Source organism: Pseudomonas sp. Root329, from assembly GCF_001424925.1.
Taxonomy (GTDB): Bacteria; Pseudomonadota; Gammaproteobacteria; order Pseudomonadales; family Pseudomonadaceae; genus Aquipseudomonas; species Aquipseudomonas arabinosi.
In genome coordinates this window covers 114,055-135,361 of record NZ_LMCV01000016.1, presented here as the reverse complement: position 1 = coordinate 135,361, position 21,307 = coordinate 114,055, and the positions used below count along the sequence as shown (strand labels likewise).

General features: G+C 59.4%; 26 protein-coding genes. 11 read left to right on the top strand and 15 right to left on the bottom strand.

What is annotated here, in order from left to right; all coding sequences use genetic code 11:
* Positions 1-15: 15 nt before the first annotated feature.
* Positions 16-303, top strand: a complete 288-nt coding sequence (locus ASC74_RS15510; protein ID WP_033055915.1) for a SelT/SelW/SelH family protein — start codon at positions 16-18, stop codon at positions 301-303.
* Here ASC74_RS15510 and ASC74_RS15505 read toward each other — a convergent pair.
* Both ASC74_RS15505 and ASC74_RS15500 read right to left on the bottom strand, forming a co-directional pair.
* Positions 297-1,190: a DMT family transporter gene (locus ASC74_RS15505; protein WP_056742190.1), complete on the bottom strand. Its 894-nt coding sequence runs from the start codon at positions 1,188-1,190 to the stop codon at positions 297-299. The genes ASC74_RS15510 and ASC74_RS15505 overlap by 7 nt on opposite strands.
* A gap of 95 nt (positions 1,191-1,285) precedes the next feature.
* A complete protein-coding gene (locus ASC74_RS15500; RefSeq protein ID WP_056742189.1) occupies positions 1,286-2,050 on the bottom strand; it encodes a helix-turn-helix transcriptional regulator in 765 nt (254 codons plus the stop codon).
* Positions 2,051-2,186: 136 nt separating this feature from the next.
* On the opposite strand from ASC74_RS15500, the gene ASC74_RS15495 reads away from it, so the two are divergent.
* A complete protein-coding gene (locus ASC74_RS15495) occupies positions 2,187-3,002 on the top strand; it encodes a UDP-2,3-diacylglucosamine diphosphatase (RefSeq protein WP_056742186.1) in 816 nt (271 codons plus the stop codon).
* Between the two features lie 146 nt (positions 3,003-3,148).
* Here ASC74_RS15495 and ASC74_RS15490 read toward each other — a convergent pair whose 3' ends face one another.
* Positions 3,149-3,739 (bottom strand): HD domain-containing protein, encoded by a 591-nt coding sequence (locus ASC74_RS15490; protein ID WP_056742185.1) that lies wholly within the window; start codon positions 3,737-3,739, stop codon positions 3,149-3,151.
* Positions 3,740-3,766: 27 nt separating this feature from the next.
* The gene (locus ASC74_RS15485; protein WP_008156143.1) at positions 3,767-4,078 is read right to left on the bottom strand and encodes an Mpo1-like protein; all 312 of its coding nucleotides are present in this window, start codon (positions 4,076-4,078) and stop codon (positions 3,767-3,769) included.
* Between the two features lie 160 nt (positions 4,079-4,238).
* Here ASC74_RS15485 and ASC74_RS15480 point away from each other — a divergent pair, with 160 nt between their 5' ends.
* Positions 4,239-5,300: an AraC family transcriptional regulator gene (locus ASC74_RS15480; RefSeq protein WP_201784091.1), complete on the top strand. Its 1,062-nt coding sequence runs from the start codon at positions 4,239-4,241 to the stop codon at positions 5,298-5,300.
* Here the strand turns inward: ASC74_RS15480 and ASC74_RS15475 are convergent.
* On the bottom strand, positions 5,257-6,711 hold the full coding sequence (locus tag ASC74_RS15475) for a TrkH family potassium uptake protein (RefSeq protein ID WP_056742180.1): 1,455 nt from the start codon (positions 6,709-6,711) through the stop codon (positions 5,257-5,259). The genes ASC74_RS15480 and ASC74_RS15475 overlap by 44 nt on opposite strands.
* A gap of 122 nt (positions 6,712-6,833) precedes the next feature.
* On the opposite strand from ASC74_RS15475, the gene ASC74_RS15470 reads away from it, so the two are divergent.
* The gene (locus tag ASC74_RS15470; protein ID WP_056742178.1) at positions 6,834-7,400 is read left to right on the top strand and encodes an NAD(P)H nitroreductase; all 567 of its coding nucleotides are present in this window, start codon (positions 6,834-6,836) and stop codon (positions 7,398-7,400) included.
* A gap of 115 nt (positions 7,401-7,515) precedes the next feature.
* Here ASC74_RS15470 and ASC74_RS15465 read toward each other — a convergent pair whose 3' ends face one another.
* The 6 genes from ASC74_RS15465 to ASC74_RS15440 all read right to left on the bottom strand — a co-directional run bounded on the left by ASC74_RS15465 (position 7,516) and on the right by ASC74_RS15440 (position 11,908).
* Entirely contained in the window at positions 7,516-8,856 is a 1,341-nt protein-coding gene (locus tag ASC74_RS15465) for a sensor histidine kinase (RefSeq protein ID WP_056742177.1), read from the bottom strand.
* Positions 8,857-9,033: 177 nt separating this feature from the next.
* Positions 9,034-9,483: an LTXXQ domain protein gene (locus tag ASC74_RS15460; protein WP_056742175.1), complete on the bottom strand. Its 450-nt coding sequence runs from the start codon at positions 9,481-9,483 to the stop codon at positions 9,034-9,036.
* 318 nt (positions 9,484-9,801) lie between these two features.
* Positions 9,802-10,479 carry a response regulator transcription factor gene (locus ASC74_RS15455; protein WP_027922300.1) on the bottom strand — a complete coding sequence of 226 codons (678 nt, stop codon included), beginning with the start codon at positions 10,477-10,479 and terminating at the stop codon, positions 9,802-9,804.
* A 7-nt stretch (positions 10,480-10,486) separates the two neighbouring features.
* Complete coding sequence (locus ASC74_RS15450; RefSeq protein ID WP_056742173.1) at positions 10,487-10,900, bottom strand: hypothetical protein; 414 nt, start codon at positions 10,898-10,900, stop codon at positions 10,487-10,489.
* A gap of 110 nt (positions 10,901-11,010) precedes the next feature.
* The gene (locus ASC74_RS15445; RefSeq protein WP_046046433.1) at positions 11,011-11,310 is read right to left on the bottom strand and encodes a YciI family protein; all 300 of its coding nucleotides are present in this window, start codon (positions 11,308-11,310) and stop codon (positions 11,011-11,013) included.
* Position 11,311: 1 nt separating this feature from the next.
* The gene (locus ASC74_RS15440) at positions 11,312-11,908 is read right to left on the bottom strand and encodes a septation protein A (RefSeq protein WP_033053479.1); all 597 of its coding nucleotides are present in this window, start codon (positions 11,906-11,908) and stop codon (positions 11,312-11,314) included.
* Positions 11,909-11,995: 87 nt separating this feature from the next.
* Here ASC74_RS15440 and ASC74_RS15435 point away from each other — a divergent pair, with 87 nt between their 5' ends.
* The 4 genes from ASC74_RS15435 to scpB all read left to right on the top strand — a co-directional run bounded on the left by ASC74_RS15435 (position 11,996) and on the right by scpB (position 15,322).
* Entirely contained in the window at positions 11,996-12,859 is an 864-nt protein-coding gene (locus ASC74_RS15435; RefSeq protein ID WP_046046431.1) for a PHP domain-containing protein, read from the top strand.
* Positions 12,860-12,872: 13 nt separating this feature from the next.
* Positions 12,873-13,502, top strand: a complete 630-nt coding sequence (locus ASC74_RS15430) for an L-threonylcarbamoyladenylate synthase (RefSeq protein WP_156400825.1) — start codon at positions 12,873-12,875, stop codon at positions 13,500-13,502.
* 123 nt (positions 13,503-13,625) lie between these two features.
* Positions 13,626-14,324: a segregation and condensation protein A gene (locus ASC74_RS15425; protein WP_176471533.1), complete on the top strand. Its 699-nt coding sequence runs from the start codon at positions 13,626-13,628 to the stop codon at positions 14,322-14,324.
* Positions 14,325-14,335: 11 nt separating this feature from the next.
* Positions 14,336-15,322, top strand: a complete 987-nt coding sequence (gene scpB, locus ASC74_RS15420; protein ID WP_056742168.1) for an SMC-Scp complex subunit ScpB — start codon at positions 14,336-14,338, stop codon at positions 15,320-15,322.
* A 46-nt stretch (positions 15,323-15,368) separates the two neighbouring features.
* On the opposite strand, the gene ASC74_RS15415 is transcribed toward scpB, so the two are convergent.
* Both ASC74_RS15415 and ASC74_RS15410 read right to left on the bottom strand, forming a co-directional pair.
* Positions 15,369-16,112, bottom strand: a complete 744-nt coding sequence (locus ASC74_RS15415; protein WP_056742217.1) for an anti-sigma factor family protein — start codon at positions 16,110-16,112, stop codon at positions 15,369-15,371.
* The gene (locus ASC74_RS15410; RefSeq protein WP_056742166.1) at positions 16,105-16,617 is read right to left on the bottom strand and encodes a sigma-70 family RNA polymerase sigma factor; all 513 of its coding nucleotides are present in this window, start codon (positions 16,615-16,617) and stop codon (positions 16,105-16,107) included. Before ASC74_RS15410 ends, ASC74_RS15415 begins: the two co-directional genes overlap by 8 nt.
* A 154-nt stretch (positions 16,618-16,771) precedes the next feature.
* On the opposite strand from ASC74_RS15410, the gene ASC74_RS15405 reads away from it, so the two are divergent.
* From ASC74_RS15405 to rluB, 3 genes are all read left to right on the top strand, one after another.
* Complete coding sequence (locus tag ASC74_RS15405; RefSeq protein WP_056742163.1) at positions 16,772-17,740, top strand: metallophosphoesterase family protein; 969 nt, start codon at positions 16,772-16,774, stop codon at positions 17,738-17,740.
* A gap of 13 nt (positions 17,741-17,753) precedes the next feature.
* Complete coding sequence (locus tag ASC74_RS15400) at positions 17,754-18,062, top strand: cupredoxin domain-containing protein (RefSeq protein ID WP_056742162.1); 309 nt, start codon at positions 17,754-17,756, stop codon at positions 18,060-18,062.
* 280 nt (positions 18,063-18,342) lie between these two features.
* Complete coding sequence (gene rluB, locus ASC74_RS15395) at positions 18,343-19,641, top strand: 23S rRNA pseudouridine(2605) synthase RluB (RefSeq protein ID WP_008156114.1); 1,299 nt, start codon at positions 18,343-18,345, stop codon at positions 19,639-19,641.
* Positions 19,642-19,780: 139 nt separating this feature from the next.
* On the opposite strand, the gene ASC74_RS15390 is transcribed toward rluB, so the two are convergent.
* Complete coding sequence (locus ASC74_RS15390; protein ID WP_056742160.1) at positions 19,781-20,746, bottom strand: hypothetical protein; 966 nt, start codon at positions 20,744-20,746, stop codon at positions 19,781-19,783.
* A gap of 69 nt (positions 20,747-20,815) precedes the next feature.
* Positions 20,816-20,953 (bottom strand): hypothetical protein, encoded by a 138-nt coding sequence (locus ASC74_RS31865; protein ID WP_046046423.1) that lies wholly within the window; start codon positions 20,951-20,953, stop codon positions 20,816-20,818.
* Between the last annotated feature and the right edge of the window lie 354 nt (positions 20,954-21,307).

Genomic DNA, 21,307 nt, shown 5'->3' with positions numbered 1-21,307 from the left:
GGAGTTTCGCCGATCATGACTGCACGCAAACCGGAAATCATCATCACGTATTGCACGCAATGCCAGTGGCTGTTGCGTGCGGCCTGGTTGGCCCAGGAACTGCTCAGCACCTTCGGTGACGACTTGGGCAAAGTGTCGCTGGTGCCCGGCACCGGTGGGGTGTTTCACATTTTCTGTGACGATGTGCAGATCTGGGAGCGCAAGGCTGATGGCGGTTTTCCTGAGGCCAAAGTGCTGAAGCAGCGGGTCCGCGATCAAATTGATCCGGACCGCGATCTGGGGCACAACGACCGCACTCAGTGAGAGGCGGCTTCTGCTGCAACGGTCTTCTTGCTTGAGCCTCCCGAGAGTCGGCTGGAGACCACGATCGCCACGATGATCAACGCGCCACCGATCAGCATGCGCAGTGTCGGGTTTTCATCAAACAGCAGCCAGGCCACGGTGATGCCGTAAACCGGTTCCAGGGCGAACACCACGGCCGCGGTCCGCGCCTTGATCACTGCCAGGCTGGCGACAAACAGACTGTGAGCGACGCCGGTGCAGAACACCCCGAGCAGACCGATCCACAGCCAGTCGATGGCGCGCACTTCGCTCAACTGCGGTGCCGCCACCGGCAACAGGCACAACGCGACCACCACGTTCTGACACAGCGCAGCCTGCACCGCCGGGATTCGCCCGGAGCTGGCGCGGTTGGTCAGCGATAGCAGAGAGAACAGCAAACCTGAGCCCACCGCCCACAGCAGACCAATGGTGGCGCCGCTGGCCAGATCGAAATCAGGGGTGACCAGCACCAGCCCGACACTGACCAGCACCACCAGCAGGATTTCGTTGGCGCGAATTCGCTCGCGGAAGATCAACCCTTCGAGGATCACGGTAAACGCCGGGAAGCTGGCGAAACCCAGGGTCGCGATCGCCACGCCCGCGACCTTCACTGCAATGAAAAAACTCACCCAGTGCCCGGCCAGCAGTAAGCCGCTGAGCAACAGTCGGCGCCAATCCACAGCCTCGAGTTTCTGCCAGCGAGTAGTGCTGGCGAACCGCGCAAAAACGGCTAACGCCAGCACGGCGAACGCGGCACGCCCGAAGACGATGACGGCGGGGGAGGCGGCAGCCAGTTTGCCGAACACACCGGTCAAGCCGAACATCAGTGCGCCGATATGCAGGGCGCCAAGGGCGGTACGGGGAGTCATTGCAATCCTTAACAACAAGCGAACAAAAATGTAGGAGCAGCCTTCGGCAGCTCCTGCATTGAACCGTGAAACCCCCAGTTGTGTCTGTCGGCAAACTATTGCCTTTTGTCGCCAACCTCGCGCCGCAATTTGCCGGGTGAGGCACCGAACTCCCGCAACACCGCCGCCGCGAAGGCGCTCTGCGAACTGTAACCGACCCGACTGGCAATCTCGCCGATCGGCAGCGCCGAATCCCGCAACAAGCCCACGGCCATGTGCAAACGTCGACTGCGGATGTAATCCATCGGCGTCTGCCCGCATTCAGCAACGAACCGCGCATGCAGCCGAGCGCTGGACAGACCGGCGACGCGCGCCAGATCGGCGACTTGAAGTGGGTAGGCGGCGTACTGATCGATATGCGCATTCAGCGCCGCATAAGGCAGGCGCCGACCGCCGACGATCTCTGGTTTGGCGTTGTTGAGGCTGGCCAGCAACAACACCGCACCTTGTTGCGCAATCAATGGGTCGTTGACCTGACTGCCCGCCAACCAACTGACCAATTGGCTCTGCCCGGCATCCAGCAACAGGCGACCGGCGTTGTCGAGTAAACGACGGCTGGCCTCGGCGTGATCACCAAGAGACTGAGAAACCCATTGGTCGCTGGGCACATCCAGTACCAGGCAACGGCTGCCATTGGCGCTACCGCAGGCATGATGGAAACCGGACGGCACCACCACGAAACTCTGCTGGACCACCTGACTGCCATGCCCGTCGACCTCGAAATCCAGCGCACCCGACAGCCCGAACACCAGCTGTGCGTGGTCGTGGCTATGGACGATCAGGTCATGAGTGTATTGGCGTAGCGTGAGGATCGGTCTCATCGCAGGTCTCCCGGGCAAGGCTGCCAGTCTACACCGAGGGCAATCGAGGGGCGCTGTCACAGGACTGACTCGCCACTGTCATGGGCAATTAACCCGACCGGCGCAAAGTTGCAAAAACTTTTGCAGAGGGTTGCCCATGACCAGCGCCGAGCTCGCCAAACCCAGTCGTAAGCAACGTGTGCGGACCTTGTGGATTTCCGACGTGCATCTGGGCACCCGGGATTGCCAGGCCGAACACCTGTCGCAGTTTCTCAAGGGCTACCACGCGGACAAGATCTACCTGGTCGGCGACATCATCGATGGCTGGAAGCTGCGCGGTGGCATGTACTGGCCGCAGGCGCACACGAATGTGATCCGCCGCTTGCTGACCATGAGCAAGCGCGGCACCGAGGTGATCTACGTCACCGGCAACCACGACGAATTCCTGCGTCGCTATTCGAAGCTGATTCTGGGCAATATCCAGTTAGTGGACGAAGTGGTGCATGTGACCGCTGATGGTCGGCATCTGTTGGTGATCCACGGCGATCAGTTTGACGTGATCACCCGGTATCACCGCTGGCTGGCCTTTCTCGGCGACTCGGCCTACGAATTCACCCTGACCCTCAACCGCTGGCTCAACCATTGGCGCGCACGCTATGGCTACGGTTACTGGTCGCTGTCGGCGTATCTCAAGCACAAGGTCAAAACGGCGGTCAGCTTCATCAGTGATTTCGAAGAAGCCATCGCTCACGAGTGCGTCAAACGCGAGTTGCACGGGGTGGTGTGCGGGCACATTCACCATGCCGAGATTCGCAAGGTCGGCGGGGTGGATTACCTCAATTGCGGGGATTGGGTGGAGTCGTGCACCGCGCTGATCGAGCATTGGGACGGATCGATCGAGTTGTATCGATTGGCGGATGCCCAGGCGCGGGAGGCCGAATTGAAAGCCGTCAAGGTCGCGGAGCCGGCTTAAGAGCAAGGTGTTTGGGCGGGCCTCTTCGCGAGCAAGCCCGCTCCCACATTTAATCTTGCGGTGGTCATAAATTTTGTGTTCACAGAAGATCGAATGTGGGAGCGGGCTTGCTCGCGAATGGACTGCGCAGCAGTCCCCAGCAGTTTTCAGGCTGGCGAATGTTCTTCCATCACCGCTTTGTAAATTGAATGCTTCGGCTGCGCAAACAACCGCTCCATCATCGGCTTAAAGAAGCTCAGCGGCAGCGTGTCATACGCCGGATCAAACGCCGCCGCATCGTATTTGGCGCAAAACTCAATGGTCGCCTGATACTGCGGATGCCCGCTGTATTGCTCGCGCAAATGCCGGTCCATCCCTAGATGATGGAAGAAGTAATACCCCTGGAAAATTCCGTGTTTCTCGACCATCCACAGGTTCTCGGCGCTGACGAACGGCTTGAGAATTGCCGCAGCGATGTCCGGGTGGTTGTAGGAACCCAAGGTGTCGCCAATGTCGTGAAGCAGCGCGCAGACCACGTATTCTTCATCGCGGCCATCACGCCAGGCACGGCTGGCGGTTTGCAGGGAATGGGTCAGACGATCCACCGGGAAGCCGCCAAAATCACCCTCCAGTAATTTCAGGTGCGCCACAATCCGGGTCGGCAATTGCCTCGCATAGGCACTGAAGTCTGCGGCGATGATCGCCCAGTCTTCCTGCGTGCCGTCCTGCATGTGGGTGAAACGGGCGTTGGCATTCATCGGCTGTCCTCCTGTGGTTCATTGCGTCTAGAACGGCACGCGACCCAGAATCATGTCTCGGTACATGACGAAATCGCCGAGCAGGCTGTAAAACGGATGTTGAAAGGTCGCAGGACGGTTCTTCTCGAAGAAGAAATGCCCGGCCCAGGCGAAGCTGTAACCCGCCAGCGGAAGGGCCCATAACAGCAGCCAGGCGCCTTTGCCGATGGTCAGGGCCAAAATGAAAATAACCAGCGTCGTGCCGATAAAGTGCAATCGTCGGCAGGTACTGTTGCTGTGTTCGCTGAGGTAATACGGGTAGAACTCAGCGAAGCTGTTGAAACGTTTGATGTTTTCCACGACTGCGATCTCTGTGGTTATTGTTCTGACTGCAAGATGTTCTGCGGGTAGCTTATTTGAGTCTAGAGTGATCATTGGCATCAGCCAGTGACAATGGGCGCCACTTTAGTATCCTTCGGAAATTGGCCGTAGCATGCGGCTCATCATGTAAGTGGACGACATGAGCGAACGAACGACTTCTGCAAGCTGGGCGATGGGGATTGTCAAAGCACTGGAGATGGACGGCCTGGATTGCCGGGTTCTGTTCAAACAGCTGGGGCTCGACTACGCGGCACTGGATGATCCGGACGCGCGCTTCCCGCAAGATTCCATGACTCGACTGTGGCAACGCGCGGTTGAGCTGTCCGGCAACCCGGCGATTGGCCTGAACATGGGCAAGGTGGTGCGACCGGCCTCCTTCCATGTGGCGGGCTACGCCTTGATGTCCAGCCAGACCCTGGCCGAAGGCTTTCAACGGCTGGTGCGCTATCAGCGGATCATTGCGGAAAGTGCCGACCTGAGTTTCCGGTTGTTGGAAGAAGGTTACGCGCTGATTCTGACGGTCCATGGCGACCATCTGCCACCGACCCGGCAGAGTGCCGAAGCGTCACTGGCCTGTGCCCTGGCGCTGTGCGGCTGGTTGACCGGGCGCACCCTGCAACCGCGCAAAGTGCTGGTGCAGGGCGATCAGCCCGCCGATCTCGAACCCTATAAAAAAGCCTTCCATGCGCCTTTGGTGTTCAACGCGCCTTATGACGCCTTGATCTTCGAGCGCGCCGACATGGAAGCACCGCTGCCTACCGCCAATGAGGCGATGGCGCTGTTGCATGACCGGTTTGCCGGTGAGTACCTGGCGCGGTTTTCCGAGAGTCGCGTGACCCACAAGGCGCGGCAAGTGCTGTGCCGTTTGCTGCCCCAGGGCGAACCCAAGCGCGATACCGTGGCGCAGACGCTGCACCTGTCGCAACGCACCTTGCAGCGACGCTTGCAGGAAGAGGGCACGAGTTTTCAGACGTTGCTCGACGACACCCGACGTGAACTGGCTGAGCAATACCTGGCGCAACCGACCATGACCCTGCTGGAAATTGCCTACCTGCTGGGGTTCGCCGATCCGAGCAACTTCTTCCGCGCTTTCCGCCGCTGGTTCGACGCCACCCCCGGCGAATACCGGACACGGCTGATGGGCGCGCCTGCGCCTGTCAGTGACGCCAGAACGCCGGAATACACAGAACAAACACCGTAATGATCTCGAGTCGGCCCAGTAGCATGCCGAACGAGAGAATCCACTTGGCGGCGTCCGGCAGGGTGGCGAAGTTGCCTGCCGGGCCAATGGTCTCGCCCAGTCCCGGGCCAACGCCGGACACGGTGCTGGCCGCGCCGGTGAGGGCGGTCATCCAGTCCACGCCGAGCAGCGACAACAGCAGCGCGATCACGCAGATGGTGATGGCGAAGAAGAACGAAAAGGTCAGAATCGAACGCACGATTTCTTCGTCGAGACGGTGACCGTTGTACTTCTGCTTGATCACCGCGCGCGGGTGAATCAACTGGTTAAGGTTGGCCTTGAGCAGGATGTACGCGACCTGGAAGCGGAAAATCTTGATCCCGCCAGCGGTCGAGCCCGAGCAGCCGCCGACAAAACCCAGATAGAAGAACAGCATCAGCGAGAAATTGCCCCAGAGGCTGTAGTCCCCCAGCGCAAATCCTGTGGTCGTTACCACCGAGGTCACGTTCAGCGCCACATGCCGCAGCGCCTCCAGCCAATGCAACTGGGTGGTCCACCAATACCAGGTGCCGAGCACCAGCCAGGTCACCAGTAACATGCCGAGCAAGCCTTGAACCTGCTGATCCTTGATCAGTGCTTTGCGGTTACCGCGCAAGGTCGCTACATACAAGGTGAACGGCAGGCTGCCGAGGATCATGATGACGATCGCCACCCAGTGCACCGCCGGTTGCGTCCACTTGGCCAGAGACTGGTCGGACGTTGAGAAACCACCGGTGGAAATCGCCGACATCGCGTGGTTGATCGCATCGAACGGGCTCATCCCGGCCCACCAGAACGCCAGGCTGCCGATAATGGTGATGCCGACGTAGGCCGCGACGATCAAACGCGCCACCATGTGCGAACGGGGCATGACTTTTTCGGAACGGTCCGACGACTCGGTCTGAAACAGCCGCATGCCCCCGATGCGCAGCAGTGGCAGAATCGCTACCGCCATGCCGATAAAGCCGATGCCGCCGATCCAGTGCAGCAACGAGCGCCACATCAGAATGCCAGGGGACATGGCGTCCAGGCCCGTGAGCACCGTCGACCCGGTGGCGGTGATGCCGGACATGCTTTCGAAGAACGAGTCGGTGTAGCTGATGTGCTGGGTCAGCAGGAACGGCAGCGCGGCGAAGATGCACACCACCAGCCAGCTGCTGACCGTCAGCAGGTACATGTCTCGCGGGCGCAGGTGAATGTGTTCGGGACGACCGGGGATGACCAGGGCCAAACCCGCGACGAAGGTAATCATGCTCGCCCAGAGGAACGACGGCAGGTCGCTGGTGCGGTCGAAAATCACCAGGGTGGCCATGGGCACGACCATGGCGATGGCGAGCGTGATCAGGAAGATGCCGATGATGAAACCAATAATCCGTAAGGTCGGCAACGCCATGAAGTCCGCTCGGGCTGGAATAGGGAAGGGCGCCATTCTACCTGCGGGGCAGGGCATGTAAACCGGCGCCGCCTGCGCAGTTGCAGCTAGAATAGCCAAACATTTTTTTCAGGAGGTGGCCGATGCAGGCTCTCGACGCTTTGCTCAACCGTGTTTCCGTTCCACGACTGCTCGAACCGGCACCGACCGCAGAACAACGCGAAGTGCTGTTTGGCGCTGCGATGCGAGCGCCAGACCATGGCCACTTGCAGCCTTGGCGCTTCCTGACAGTCGAAGGCGCGGCGCGCGAGCAAATGGGGGAGTTGCTGGCCGAAGCGGCGAAGCAGCAGGACAGTGAGGTGTCCGAGGCGGCGTTGGACAAGGCGCGTAACGGTCCACTGCGCGCGCCACTGGTGGTTGTGGTGATCGCCCGTTTGCAGGATCACGTTAAATATCCGAAGTCCGAACAACTGCTGGCGGCGGGTTGTGCGGCTCACGGGATTTTGCTGGCGGCTTATGCACAAGGGATTGGTGCGGTGTGGCGCACGGGTGAACTGGCGTATTCGGCGCATGTGGCCAAGGGGTTGGGTTTGGCGGAAGGGGAAGAGGTGATCGCGTTTCTTTACCTCGGCACGCCGCAGAAAGAGCCGCGCGTGGCGGAGAAGGTTGATTTGGCCGAGTTCGTCAGCGCCTGGCCCGGTAAGGCCTGAAGATCAAATGATCGCAGCCTCGTTTCACTCGACAGCTCCTACAGGGGGGACGCGTAAGCCTTGTAGGAGCTGTCGAGTGAAACGAGGCTGCGATCTTTTTGCATCACCACGGCGCTTACGGCTGAACAACCGCCCCCGGCACTAACGGCAACTCCAGGCTGGCGATAAAACCGCCATCGGGATGATTAGCCAGCACCAGACTCCCGCCATGCCGTTCCGCCGCACGGCGCGCAATGGCCAATCCCAAACCATGTCCAGCCGCCGTCTGCCCCGGCGCCCGATAGAACGGCTCACCCAACTGGCTCAAATGCGTAGCCTCTACGCCCGGCCCATGGTCACGCACACTGACCACAATCCGCTCGCCCTGACGCACCGCCTGCATTTCAATCGACTGTCCCACCGGGTTGAACCGCTGAGCATTGCGCAGCAGGTTGTCGACGGCGCGCTCGATCATCGTCGGCCAGCCTTTAAGGTTTAGCTGCGGTTCGGCCTCAAGGTGCACGTTCTGCTCCGGCGAACCCAATTGAGCATCCTTTTGCAGAGTGTTGAGCAGCGCATTGAGATCAACCTCTTCAGCGCTGGCGTTGTCGGCATCGACCCGCGCCAGAACCAGAATTTCGCTGATCAGTGCTTCCAGTCGATCGCACTCCCGAGTGAGGCGCGGCCAGAGCTTTTCCCGTTCTTCAGGGTTGGCCCGCTCGGCGAGTGCCAGTGCAATGCGCAGCCGCGCAAGCGGAGAACGTAGTTCATGGGACACATCTCGCAGCAACTGCCGCTGACTGCCGATCAAACTTTGCAGACGCGCGCCCATGCGGTTGAAGTCGTTGGCCAGCACGCCGAACTCATCGCGGCGGTTGGCCAGTTTTACCAGGCTGTTTTGTTGGTAGGTGGTTTGCCCCAGATCATGCACCGCGCCGCGCAAGCGGCTGAGTGGGCGAGTAATGGACATCGTCACGAACAGGCTGAACAAGGTCAGCACCACCAACGCGATACCCAGCGCACTCAACGGCCAGAGCAGGCTTTCGCGGTGCCAGGCGTCCAGCTCCGGGTGCGGAATTCGATAGATCAGCAGGTAGGTGTCGCCGGTTTTTTCGCTGGTGTATTCCACGGTCAGACGACGCCATGGCAGGCGGCGATCATCGTTGTTCTGCCGCGCTTCGAAGGCAGCCGCCCTGCGTGGGAACGTACCGCGCACCACCGGATCGCCGCTCTCGTTGAGCACTTGAACGTCGATGTGATACTGGCGCTTGCGCTGTTCCAGAATGTCCTGGGCCGCGTCTTCACCCTGTGACTCGTAGGTTTGCGTCCACTGCTCGGCCAAGGTATTGAGGCCGGGATGGCGACTGAGAATCCACGCGTCCTGATTGAGCATGTGCCCCAGCAGAATGGAGAGCCCTGCAACCAGAGCGATGGCCAGCCAGAAGCTGGCCAGAATACGCCAGAACAATGAGCGCACAGAAAATCCTCAAACAAACACAAATCCCATGTGGGAGCGGGCTTGCTCGCGAAAGCGGTGTGTCAGTTAACAAATGCTTTGCCTGACACACCGCTTTCGCGAGCAAGCCCGCTCCCACAATGAACTGAGTGGCATCAGACCCAACGGTGTTAGGCGTCGGGTCCGGGGGTTAACGCATTATTGCGCCTTTTGCGGCTGTTGCGCTTTCCAGGCCTTGAACTCGGCCCATTCGGCGCGACGCTCAGCCTGTTTTTTCTGGATCTCGTCAAATTGCTTCTGTTGATCCGGTTTCAGCAAGGCACGCACGTCGGCTTCAGCTTTTTTGTGGTTGGCTGCCATTTCATCTTTCATGGCTTTCTGGTCGGCTGGCGAGAGTTTTTCCAGGTACTTGTCGACCACTTGCTGACGCTCATGCATCTGCTCGCCCATGATTTTGCGGATCTGTTCGCGCTGTTCGCGGCTCAGGTCCAGCTGGCTGTACGGGCCTTTGCCGTGCATGCCGTGCATCTGACCGCCATGGCGTGAGCCGTCCATCGGGCCACCCATCGGGCCGGCACCTTCAGGCATGGCCATGGCAACGGTCGGCAGGGCGGCAGCGAACATCAGAGCGATAAGAGTCTTGCGCATGGTGAATCTCCTTGTCTCGTTCCCGGTACGTTCCGGATGAGTACAGATTACGGAGATCAAGGTCAGCGGCGGTCAGCGGAGCGTAAAGCTTGGGTAAAGACGATTTCAGATTGACCTGACAAATCCAACACCTTTTGGACACACATGACCCGTGTAGCAGCTGCCGAGCCTGCGAGGCTGCGTTCGGCTGCGCAGCAGTCGTGAATTCAGGCGCCGCGGAATTTCGGGTAAACCGAGCGCGCAGGATTTACGACTGCTGCGCAGCCGAACGCAGCCTCGCTAGGGCTCGACAGCTGCTACGAAGGTTTGCGTTGGATTTCAGAGGCTGTAGTAGTAGCCGCGGCTGCGCAGGGCCACGATGCGCGGGCGGCCGTCGGGGTGCGGGCCGATTTTTTTGCGCAGGTTGCTGACGTGCATGTCCAGGCTGCGGTCGTACAGCGTCAGCTTGCGGCCGAGGGCGATTTGCGCCAGTTCCTGTTTGTCCAGCGGCTCGCCGGGCTGCTTGAGCAGGGCTTCGAGCAAACGGCTTTCGGAAACGGTGAGGGTGAATTCCTGTTCATCGATGCTGACCACGCCACGTACCGGGCTGAAACACAAATCGCCGAGTTCGAGCTGACTGGAGACTGCTGCCGGATGACTGCGGCGCAACACGGCGCGCAGGCGGGCTGTCAGTTCCCGTGGGTCGCACGGTTTGGCCAGGTAATCGTCGGCACCGAGTTCCAGGCCGAGGATGCGGTCCAGCGGCTCGCCGCGGGCCGAGAGCATCAGCACCGGCAAGTCCGGGTGATCGCTACGCAATTGCTTGAGCAGTTCCAGGCCGCTGCCGTCCGGCAGCATCACGTCCAGTACCACGGCTGCCGGCGACGTTTCGGCCAGTGCGCGACGGGCGCTCTGACCATCGTGGCAGGCGCGGACCTGGAAGCCTTCCTGGCTCAACCAACTGCTCAGGAGCTCACACAGCTCCTGGTCATCATCAATTAATAACAGCTCGCTCATGACTCACTCAATTTAGCCATTGCCTACGTTTTCTGGTGGCGCCACTGGCGAAGATACCGCAGAGCAGCGCCAATAGCGCTACTGCGGCGCCAATGACGAACCACTGTTGCTGATCGGTCAATAGACGCGGCAGCGGGTTGCTGGCCTGGGCTTCCTTGAGTTGCAGCTTGAGGCGCTGATTCTCTTGGCGCAACCGGCTCAACTGAGCGCTTTCGCGTTCGGCATCGGTATTTTGCAGTTGTTTACTCAGTTCTTCTCGTTGCTGTTCGCTTACCTTCAAGCGCTGTTGCAACTGGGTGATCTGGCTGCCGGCGCTCAGGGACAATGGTGTGGAATTACCGCCCTCGGCGCTTTCTTCACCGTGAGCAGGGGCCACAATCGACAACGTCACCAACATCAGACACAACGGACCTTTGCGCATCGCCACTCCTGATTCCAATACGAGTATTGGGCAGGTTGTCGGCCGGTAAACGAGAATAATGAGCGTTGAGCGCGCGATGAACCGATAAGGTTCATCGCGCTGGAGGGATATTACGGCAGGACTTGCTTGAACGGCTTGACCGAAACGTTGGCGTAGACGCCTGCGGCGACATATGGATCGGCGTCGGCCCAGGCCTGGGCGGCGCTCAGGGAATCGAATTCGGCGACGATCAGGCTGCCGGTGAAACCCGCAGCGCCCGGATCATTGCTGTCGACCGCCGGGTGTGGACCGGCCAAAACGATGCGACCTTCACCTTTGAGCACTTGCAGGCGCTCAAGGTGTGCAGGCCGTGCGGCCAGGCGGGCTTCCAGGGAGTTGGCGACGTCTGTGGCAATGATTGCGTAAAGCATGTCAGTCCTCGGTTTTTGGCGTTGTGGTATCGGCGTCGTGCAGGTGGCGGGACAGGTAAATGCCCTGGCCGACCAGGAACAGCAGCGTCATGCCCAGGCTGCCGAAGACTTTGAAGTCGACCCAGTAGTCCTGGAAGGTGAACGCGACGAACAGGTTGGCGGCACCGCAAAACAGGAAAAACCCGATCCAGGCGATGTTCAAGCGGGTCCAGACCGGCTCCGGCAGGGTCAGCGCGTGGCCCATGATGCGTTTGATCAGCAATTGCTCACCGACGAAGTGGCTGCCAATGAACGCCAGGGCGAACAGCCAGTTCACCACCGGGGCTTTCCATTTCAGGAAGGTTTCGCTGTGGAACGCCAGGGTCAGGCTGCCGAAGACCAGGCAGGCGATGAGGGTCAGCCACTGGCTCTTCTCGAGCTTGCGCTGCTTGATGAACAGCGTGCCGTAAACCACTAGGGAGCTGATGATCAGCATGGCGGTGGCGCTGTAAATACCGCCTACAGTCAACTCATGACCGGCAATGTCGACGACCCGTGGATCGAGTTTGAAGACGATGAAGAACAGCAGAAGCGGGATGAAATCGATGAATTGTTTCACAGTGGCAGCCAGAAGCAGGATGTGGCGGCATAATAACAAACATATGGGCGCGCGATAGCGCCAGCTGATTTGAGGTAAAAAAGTCCTGTGAATGTTGATTTGCACTGCCATAGCACGGCCTCCGATGGCGCTCTCGCGCCTGCAGTACTGGTTGCGCGTGCGTTCGAGAAAGGCGTGCGAGTCCTGGCCTTGACCGATCACGACACCCTCGAGGGCCTCGACGAGGCTCGCAGTACGGCGACCGCGCTGGGGATGCAATTGGTCAATGGCGTCGAATTGTCCTGCACCTGGGGCGGCGCAACCATTCACGTTTTGGGCTACGGATTTGATGTCAATGCCGCGCCGTTGGTCGAGGCCATCGCAAAATTGCACGATGGCCGCTGGTTACGGTCCGAAGAAATAAGCCGAAAACTGGCATTGAAAGGCATGCCGGGTGCGCTCGAAGGGGCTCGGGCCATCCAGCAGGAACTGGGCGACAGCGGCAACGCGCCGGCCCGCCCGCATTTCGCCGACTGGATGGTGCGTGAAGGTTTCGTCAAGGACCGCGCCGAAGCGTTCCGCAAATGGCTGGGCGCCGGCAAGCTGGGGGACGTCAAGCAGCACTGGCCGACCCTGGAAGACACCGTCGAAACCCTGCGCGCCGCCAAGGCCTGGGTCAGCCTGGCGCATCCGTGGCACTACGATTTCACTCGCAGCAAACGTCGCCGGCTGATTGCCGACTATATTCAAGCAGGGGGCCACGCTATCGAAGTGGTCAATGGCCATCAGCCCGCCGAGCAAGTGGGCAGCCTGGCGATTCTCGCCCGTGAATTCGGTCTGCTGGTCAGCGCCGGCAGTGATTTTCATGGCCCTGGAGGCTGGTCCGAGATCGGTGAGTACCGCCCGCTCCCGGAGGATCTGCCACCACTGTGGTGTCGATTCAAACATGACCCAATTATTGCCGCCGTCTGAACAGGTAGAGAATGTGAGTCAATTTTTCCAGATTCATCCGGAAAACCCGCAAGCGCGCCTGATCAAACAGGCTGTCGAGATCATCCGCAGCGGCGGGGTGGTGATTTATCCCACAGACTCGTCCTACGCCATTGGTTGCCAGATCGGCGACAAGAATGCCGTGGAGCGCGTGCGCCGGTTGCGAGGCCTGGATGACAAACACAACTTCGCGCTGATTTGCAGCGACTTGTCACAGTTGGGGGTGTTCGCCAAGATAGATACCGGCACGTTCCGCCTGCTTAAAGCTCACCTGCCGGGGCCTTACACCTTCATTTTGAACGCCACCCGCGAAGTCCCGCGGCTGTTGTTGCACCCGAAAAAACGCACCATCGGCCTGCGCGTGCCGAGCCATCCGATTGCTCTGGCTCTGTTGGAGGAACTCGGCGAACCGCTGATGAGCGTGACCCTGATCATGCCCGGTGACACCGACCCGATGACCGATCCTTACGAAATGCGTCAGTTGCTCGAGCATCAGGTCGACCTGATCATCGATGGCGGTTTCGGCGGGATCAAGGCGTCCACCGTGATCAACCTCGCCGACGGCGAGCCGGAAGTGATCCGCGTTGGTTGCGGCGACCCGACGCCGTTCATGGCCGAGGCGTAGATGTCGGCAGTAGAACCCGTTGTCGACAGTCAGGCCGGAGCCCAGCAAGAGCTGCCCTTCGCGATGGTCTATGGCCAGGCGGTCATGGAAATGCCGCTGGACCTGTACATTCCGCCGGACGCGCTGGAAGTCTTCCTTGAAGCGTTCGAAGGCCCCCTGGACCTGCTGCTGTACCTGATCCGCAAACAGAACATCAACATCCTCGACATCCCGGTGGCGGAAATCACCCGTCAGTACATGGGCTATGTCGAGTTGATGCAGTCGGTGCGCCTGGAGTTGGCCGCCGAGTACCTGGTCATGGCCGCGATGCTGGCCGAGATCAAATCGCGGATGCTGCTGCCGCGTGCCGAAACGATCGAGGCCGAAGAAGACGACCCTCGCGCCGAACTGATCCGCCGCTTGCAAGAGTACGAACGCTTCAAGGCCGCAGCCGAAGGCATCGATGGCCTGAGCCGTGTGGGCCGTGACGTGGTAGTCCCCAAGCTCGACGCCCCGGAAGCTCGGGCACGCAAGCTGTTGCCAGACGTGCGTCTTTCAGAGCTGCTGTTGTCCATGGCAGAAGTGTTGCGCCGTGGCGACATGTTCGAAAGTCACCAGGTCAGCCGCGAGGCACTGTCCACGCGCGAACGCATGAGCGATGTGCTGGAGCGCCTCAAGGGCGGCGGTTTCGTGCCTTTTGCCGAGCTGTTCACCGCTGAAGAAGGACGTCTGGGGGTGGTGGTAACCTTTATGGCGATTCTCGAACTGGTCAAGGAATCCTTGGTCGAGCTGGTGCAGAATGAGCCGTTCGCAGCGATCCACGTGCGGGCCCGAGCCGAATAACGAGTTGAATCATGAACCTGACTGAACCCCGCGAGCTGGCGCCATTGCTTGAAGCCTTTCTGTTGGCCTCGGGAAAACCGCAATCGCTTGAACGCCTGTTCGAACTCTTCGAAGAGGGCGAGCGGCCGGAGCCGCCAGTCTTCAAGAAAGCCCTGACGATTCTCGCCAAGTCCTGCGACGGCCGGGCCTTCGAGCTGAAGGAAGTCGCCTCCGGGTATCGCTTGCAGATCCGCGAAAAGTTCTCGCCGTGGGTAGGACGCTTGTGGGAAGAGCGGCCGCAGCGCTATTCCCGCGCCATGCTCGAAACCATTGCGCTGATCGCCTATCGCCAGCCGATCACCCGGGGCGAGATCGAAGACGTGCGGGGCGTGGCGGTCAACAGTCACATCGTCAAAACCTTGCTGGAGCGCGAGTGGATCCGCATTGTCGGTTACCGCGACGTGCCGGGTAAGCCGGCGATGTTTGCGACTACCAAGGCCTTTCTCGACCATTTCAATCTGAAGAACCTCGACGATTTGCCGCCGTTGGCCGAATTACGCGAGCTGGAGCCTGATCCGGTGCTCGATTTCGACGATGCGCCGGTGCCTGCCGGGCTGCAGGAGTTGGCCGACGCCAGCGCCGAGCCGGAAGAGCCGAAGGAAGAAACCAGTTTCCACACGTTGTTGCTGGAACTGGACACCATGGAGGAGGGGCTCAAGACCGACTTCGACGATCTGCTGCGCGATGCCGAGGTGACCGAGACCGAAGAGATCCTGGATCAGCCCGAGCCTGAGATCGAAGTTGAACTTCAGGTCGAGCCCGAAGCCACAGTCGAAGAAGAGCAGGAAGAAGCGCAGGAAGATGATGTGCTTGGCGTTGCCGAAGCTCGCGAGAAACTCCTGGCCGCTGTCGCTGCGCTTGAACAACACAAGCCCGAGCCCGAGTTGACCGACGAAGAAGCCGAAGCCCAAGCCCTCGCCGAAGCGATCGAAAACGAACGCCGCCAGTTCGAAGACTGACACGAACCCAAAGTGGGAGACTCTATGTTGCAGCGCAACCTTGCCTTCAGGCGCCGTTCTTGAGCAACTGGCTGAACGCCTCCAGCTCACTTTTCTCCAGATCGGAAACCAGCACAAATCGCATGTGGTTTTCTTGCCAGAACACGACGTTAAAGCCGCGGACCATCTGACTCTGCTGCGGCATATCCGCCTCCTGCGTGGGCAGGATAAACACATTGATAATGTGCTTGGCGCGCCCATAACTCAGGGCCGCCGTGGTCTGATGTTGCAGGTAATCCAACCGTCCACCCAATAATGGAAAGCCCTGCGCCGAGTAATCGAATACCGGCGGCGAGAAGTCGAGCTTGCCGGTGAACCAAGGCTTCACTGTATGGCGGTCGGACGAAACCACATCGTTCAAATGTTCACCCATTAACGAGCGGACATGGCTGGAGACCGCCTCATCCATCAACGGCTGTTCGCTGGCCGGTGTGACGACATACAGCATCACTGCCAAGGCCAGCGCTGTCGCTGAAAAAACAGGCGCGAACCATTTTCGCCAACGTTCCACTGCACGGGCTTGTGGCGCAACAGGGGCGAAAAGGTTGGCAGTCAACGACGCCGGCGCCGAGTAATACGGCGCATGGCGCTTCACGCTTACCTTCAGTAGCTGCGCCTGATCATGCAACCGCGCGCATTTGGCACAGACGGCCAAATGCCCGGCGACCCGGGCCGCCATCACCGTATCGAGTTCCTTGTCCAGATAGCCATGAACCAGCGTCTGGCAAGCAGTGCAGTCGAGTTCATTCATGATCATGCAACTTCAATAGTTCGAGCTTGAGCATGGCGCGAGCCCGGGCCAGTCTCGACATGACGGTGCCGATGGGGATGTCGGCCACCAAGGCGATGTCCTTGTAGGGCATGTCTTCGAGCTCCTTCAGAATAATTACCTCGCGAAATATTGGCGGCAGGGCGCACAGGGCTTGCTGGACAATCGTCGCGTTTTCCGTGTGAATGGCCAGCAACTCCGGGGTTTGGCCGTGACTCAACGCGGCATCGTCTTCGGGCAGTTCATCGCCGATAGCCACCCAGTGGTGGCCGGCCGAGGCCTTGAGCCAGGTGTAGCTTTCGTTACGCACGATGGTCAGAAACCAGGCCTTGGCATTGCCGTCGGCGAAACGGTGCAAGAATCTGAACGCCCGCAGGGCGCTTTCCTGCACGACGTCGCGCGCGGCGCTGTCGTTACCGGTGAGCCAGCGCGCGAGGTTGTAGGCGGCGTCCATGTGGGGCGCAAACAAGTCCTCAAATCGCTTCATAGTGATTCCCGTAACGTCCCACCCCTATAACCGTCACTCGCTGTGTTTTATTCCCGGGGAAAAAATAATTTTCCGACGTGGAATAAACACTCGTCCCGCAAGGTTGTATCTCGTGTCAGCTACATCACTGTAGTCCGCTAGCGAGGGCACACCGATGGACATTCATTCAAAACACGAACGACGCACCGACGGTCCGCTGAACCCCGACCGCCGGACACTGCTCAAGTGCTCCGCGTGGGCCGGAGCCGGTGTGATCTGGGCCTTGAGCGGCGGCGTTCCGCGGGCGTTTGCGCTGGACGAATCCGGCAACGTCTCCGACCCCAAAGCGCTGGCCAGCACCTTTCACTTTGTGCAGATCAGCGACTCGCACATCGGTTTCAATAAGGAGGCCAACCCGGAACCGTCGAAGACCTTGCAGGTGGCCATCGACAAGGTCATCGCATTGCCGAAACGGCCGTCGTTGATCCTGCATACCGGCGATATCACCCACCTGTCGAAGCCGGAAGAATTCGATACTGCCGCGCAACTGCTCAAGGGCCTTCCGTCCACCGTGCACTACGTGCCGGGCGAGCACGACACCCTCGACGAGGGCGGCGGCAAACTCTATCTGGAGCGTTATGGCAAGGGCACCAAAGGCAATGGCTGGTACAGCTTCGATGACCACGGTGTGCATTTCATCGGGCTGGTGAATGTCTTCAACTTCCAGGCTGGCCATGAAGCGACGCTTGGCGCCGATCAACTGGCATGGCTGGACGATGACTTGCGCGCCGTGACGAGCAGCACGCCAATCGTTGTGTTTACCCATATTCCGTTGTGGACGATTTATCAGCCGTGGGGTTGGGGCACCGAGGATGGCGATCAGGCGATTGCCATGCTGCGCAAGTACGGTTCGGTGACGGTGTTGAACGGGCATATCCATCAGGTCATCCAGAAGGTTGAAGGCAATATCACCTTCCACACCGCCCGCGGCACGGCTTATCCACAACCTGCACCGGGTGCGGCGCCGGCACCGGGGCCGATGACGGTGGCGGCTGATCAATTGCGCAATTATCTAGGGGTCACTGACGTGCGAGCGACGCAGGGCGAGCATCCGCTGGCGCTGATCGATTCGACACTGGTTTAGCGGAGGAACGGGGATGAAAACGCGACTGTTGGCCGTTGTCTGCCTGATGTTGTCGATGCCGGCGTGGGCTCAGGAGGTGAAAATCAATATCAAGGAGTTCATGTTCGGGCCCAAGGATTTGAACGTGGCCGTGGGCACCAAAGTGACGTGGGTGAACGACGACCAGGTTCCGCACACGGTGGCGGAAACCCACAAGGTGTTTCGCTCGGGGGCGCTGGATACCAATGACAGCTTTTCCTGGGTGTTCAACACGCCGGGGGAGTTTGAGTATTTTTGTGCGCTGCATCCGCAGATGATCGGGAAGATTGTGGTCAGCCAGTGATGTCGCAAGAAACTTGCGATAGATCGAGCTGAAGAAACCCTAAACCCCCTGTGGGAGCGAGCTGGCTTGCTCCCACATGGGTTCAGTGTCGCGGTTGAGCAAACTCGGCGACACCGGTCGGCGGAAATACAGGTAAGTCTGCATTGATCAGCTAGTCTCTGATGCGCGAACGCTCCCATGAGCGTATGATTCGCGACCCTTCGGCGATCCCTTTGCCCAAGTACCCAGTTTTACATTGCTTCAGGCCACGCCTGAACAGACCACACCGGGAGGTGCCCAGATGAGTATCAACGACCAGAAAGACGACCAGGAAATCGGCCCAGCAGGCGAAAAACTGCAGAAAGTCCTCGCCCGTATCGGCGTCGGCTCGCGCCGTGACGTAGAAGCCTGGATCAGCCACGGCCGCATCAAGGTCAATGGCAAAGACGCCACCCTCGGGCAGCGCGTCGACATGCACGACGCCATCACCATTGATGGCAAGGTGATCAAGCGCGAAGAAGCCGCCGAGTCGGTACGCCGCGTGATCATGTACAACAAGCCGGACGGCGAAATCTGCACCCGCCTTGATCCGGAAGGCCGTCCGACCGTTTTCGACAAGATGCCGCGCCCGAAAGAAGGTCGCTGGATCAACATCGGTCGTCTGGACATCAACACCACCGGTCTGCTGATGTTCACCACCGACGGTGAGCTGGCCAACCGTCTGATGCACCCTTCCTACGAAATGGACCGTGAATACGCGGTACGTGTGCGTGGCGAAGTCGATGACGAGATGATCGAGCGTCTGAAAGCAGGCGTCGTCCTCGAAGACGGCCCGGCCAAGTTCACCGACATCAAGCAGGCGCCAGGTGGCGAAGGTTTCAACCACTGGTACCACTGCGTGGTGATGGAAGGTCGCAACCGCGAAGTTCGTCGTCTGTGGGAATCCCAGGGCCTGGTGGTCAGCCGTCTGAAACGCGTGCGTTTCGGTCCGGTGTTCCTCAACTCCGACCTGCCGATGGGCCGCTGGCGCGAAATGAGCCAGTACGAAGTCGACATTCTGAGTGCTGAAGTTGGCCTGACGCCTGTGGCCATGCCGCAGATGAATGCCAAGAGCAAAGACAAGCTCGACCGCATGCAGCGTAAATCGTCGCGTCCAATGGGCAAGACCGAGCGCGTGCGTTCGTTGCGTCCAGCGATCGGTAACCAGACAGCGGCTACTCCACGTGATACTCGTGAGCCGCATATCGAAGGCGAGCGTCCAGCCCGCAAACCGGCAGCACCTCGTGCTGACGGCGAGCGCGGTCCACGCACGCCACGTCCGGCCAATGGTCGCACCGAGCGCGGCGAAGGCCGTGGTGCACCAAGCGGTGGTCGTAGCGATCGCGGTGCTCCAGCCGGTCGTGGCGAGTCTCGTGGTGAGTCGGGTCGCGGTACGCCGGTGGCAGACCGTCCTTCCGACACCAAGCGCCCGGCCAAGGCCCCGGCGAAGAAGCGTCCAGGCATCGTCCTGGTCGACAAGGACGCACCATCGGGCAAACGCCGCGGTGCGCCAGCCGGTTCGGGCCAGCGTCCGGGCTTCGGTCGTCGCAAGCCTGAGTAATTGGTAAGCGGCACATGAAAAACGCCAACCTTCGGGTTGGCGTTTTTTTTGGTTTGGCTTTAAGTAAGGTGGTGACTGTTCGGGCCTCATCGCGAGCTTGCTCGCGATGAGGCCAGTAGCAGCACCGCCTGCTTTGTGGCTAAAACACAAACCGCCCATCAAACACCGGATCATCATCCAGCGCCAACACGCCGCTGGAGAAGATCAGGTCCAGATGATGGCTACCCTTCGCGCCACCCCCCAATCCCAGATGCAGCCCGCAATGACGCTCCTCGAACCCGGCATTGCGCGCATACAACGCTTTAACGCCTTCATTGGTGCCAATCCCCAACTCCTCAATCCGCCGATTGGATGGATTGGCCTCCAGGTACTTGTTGAAGTCATGTTCCAGCCCCGGCACCTCGGTGGCGATTTTGCTGATGGTCGAGTTCTCGATCCACAACTCTAGCGGCGACTCCAGCACCCCGTATTTGCGGGCAAATGGAATGGTGCTGAGAAAAGTCCCCATGAACTTGACCCGGCCGTTAATGGCCTCGCTGTGCGTGGCAATTTCACCAGGCGCCAGATCGAAGTTGCCGACGCCGTTGATGTCGGTCCACTTCTTGATACTGCTCAACGGTGTTTCGAACCACGAACCGTGATCATCTTTGAAACTTAACGTGGTGGCATGGGACATGCGCTGGATCAAGTGGCTGTTCAGCCCGGCAATGCGCTGCGGTGTGACACTGAACGTGTCGTAGAAGTAATCGCCGTAATCCTTGAACAGCAGCGACTTCTTCCAGTTCTCGGCCATGACGCCTTGCAGCGCGCGGACAAATTCCGGGCCGTCGGGGCGTGGGTTGGGCAGGGTGGAAGAGTCGTAGAAGAAAATGTACAGATCACTGTCGGCAATCGCTTGGGCCAGCAATTCCGTAGGTTCCAGGTCCAGTCGCATTGCGCTGAAGCTGAACCGTGGGCTGTCACTGGCCTGTTCGGCGATGGCGTTTGTCAGTGCCTGGTAATCAGCCGTGTGGCCGAGCAAGACCTTCGCCGGGTTGATGCCGGCAAGGGCAGGATGATGTTCGAGGTAGTAAAAGAAATGCGAAATGGCGCGTTGCTTATCCATGTAGTCCTCCCTGACAAACCGAGAAAAAGTGGCAGGCACCACCGGCCGGATCGTGCCTGCCGGGATGTCTTACAGAGGCCACATCGCTGTGCCGAACGGAACAACCGCATCGGCTTGCATCATTTCAACGGCGGCTTCATGGGTCGGTGCTGCAAACCAATCGTCCAGTTGCAGTTCAGTTTCCAAGTCTTTTTCAAGTGCTTGCATTGTGAATCTCCTAGATGACTTTTTCGGTAAGTGCTGCGGCGCGTTTTCAGTCATTGAACAACTCGCCAACTTGCTGATTGATGCGTCTCGGCAAGTCGCTGAAAACCTAGTTCAGAGGTTTTTAAATTGCAAAAAAATAATCAAATAAGATTTATTTGAACTTTTTATTCTGTTTTTAATTAGGCAATTTGTTAATAAAAAACAAAAAACTAACTCGACCTTCTCCTAAGGAAACGTCCTACCGTCAATTTGCAGTCAGCCTACAGTCAGATCTGATTCGGCAAATTTACGTTACGGCATGTAAAGAAATACTGACGAAATCAGGCCTCAAAGCGCTTGATTTGACGCTTGCGC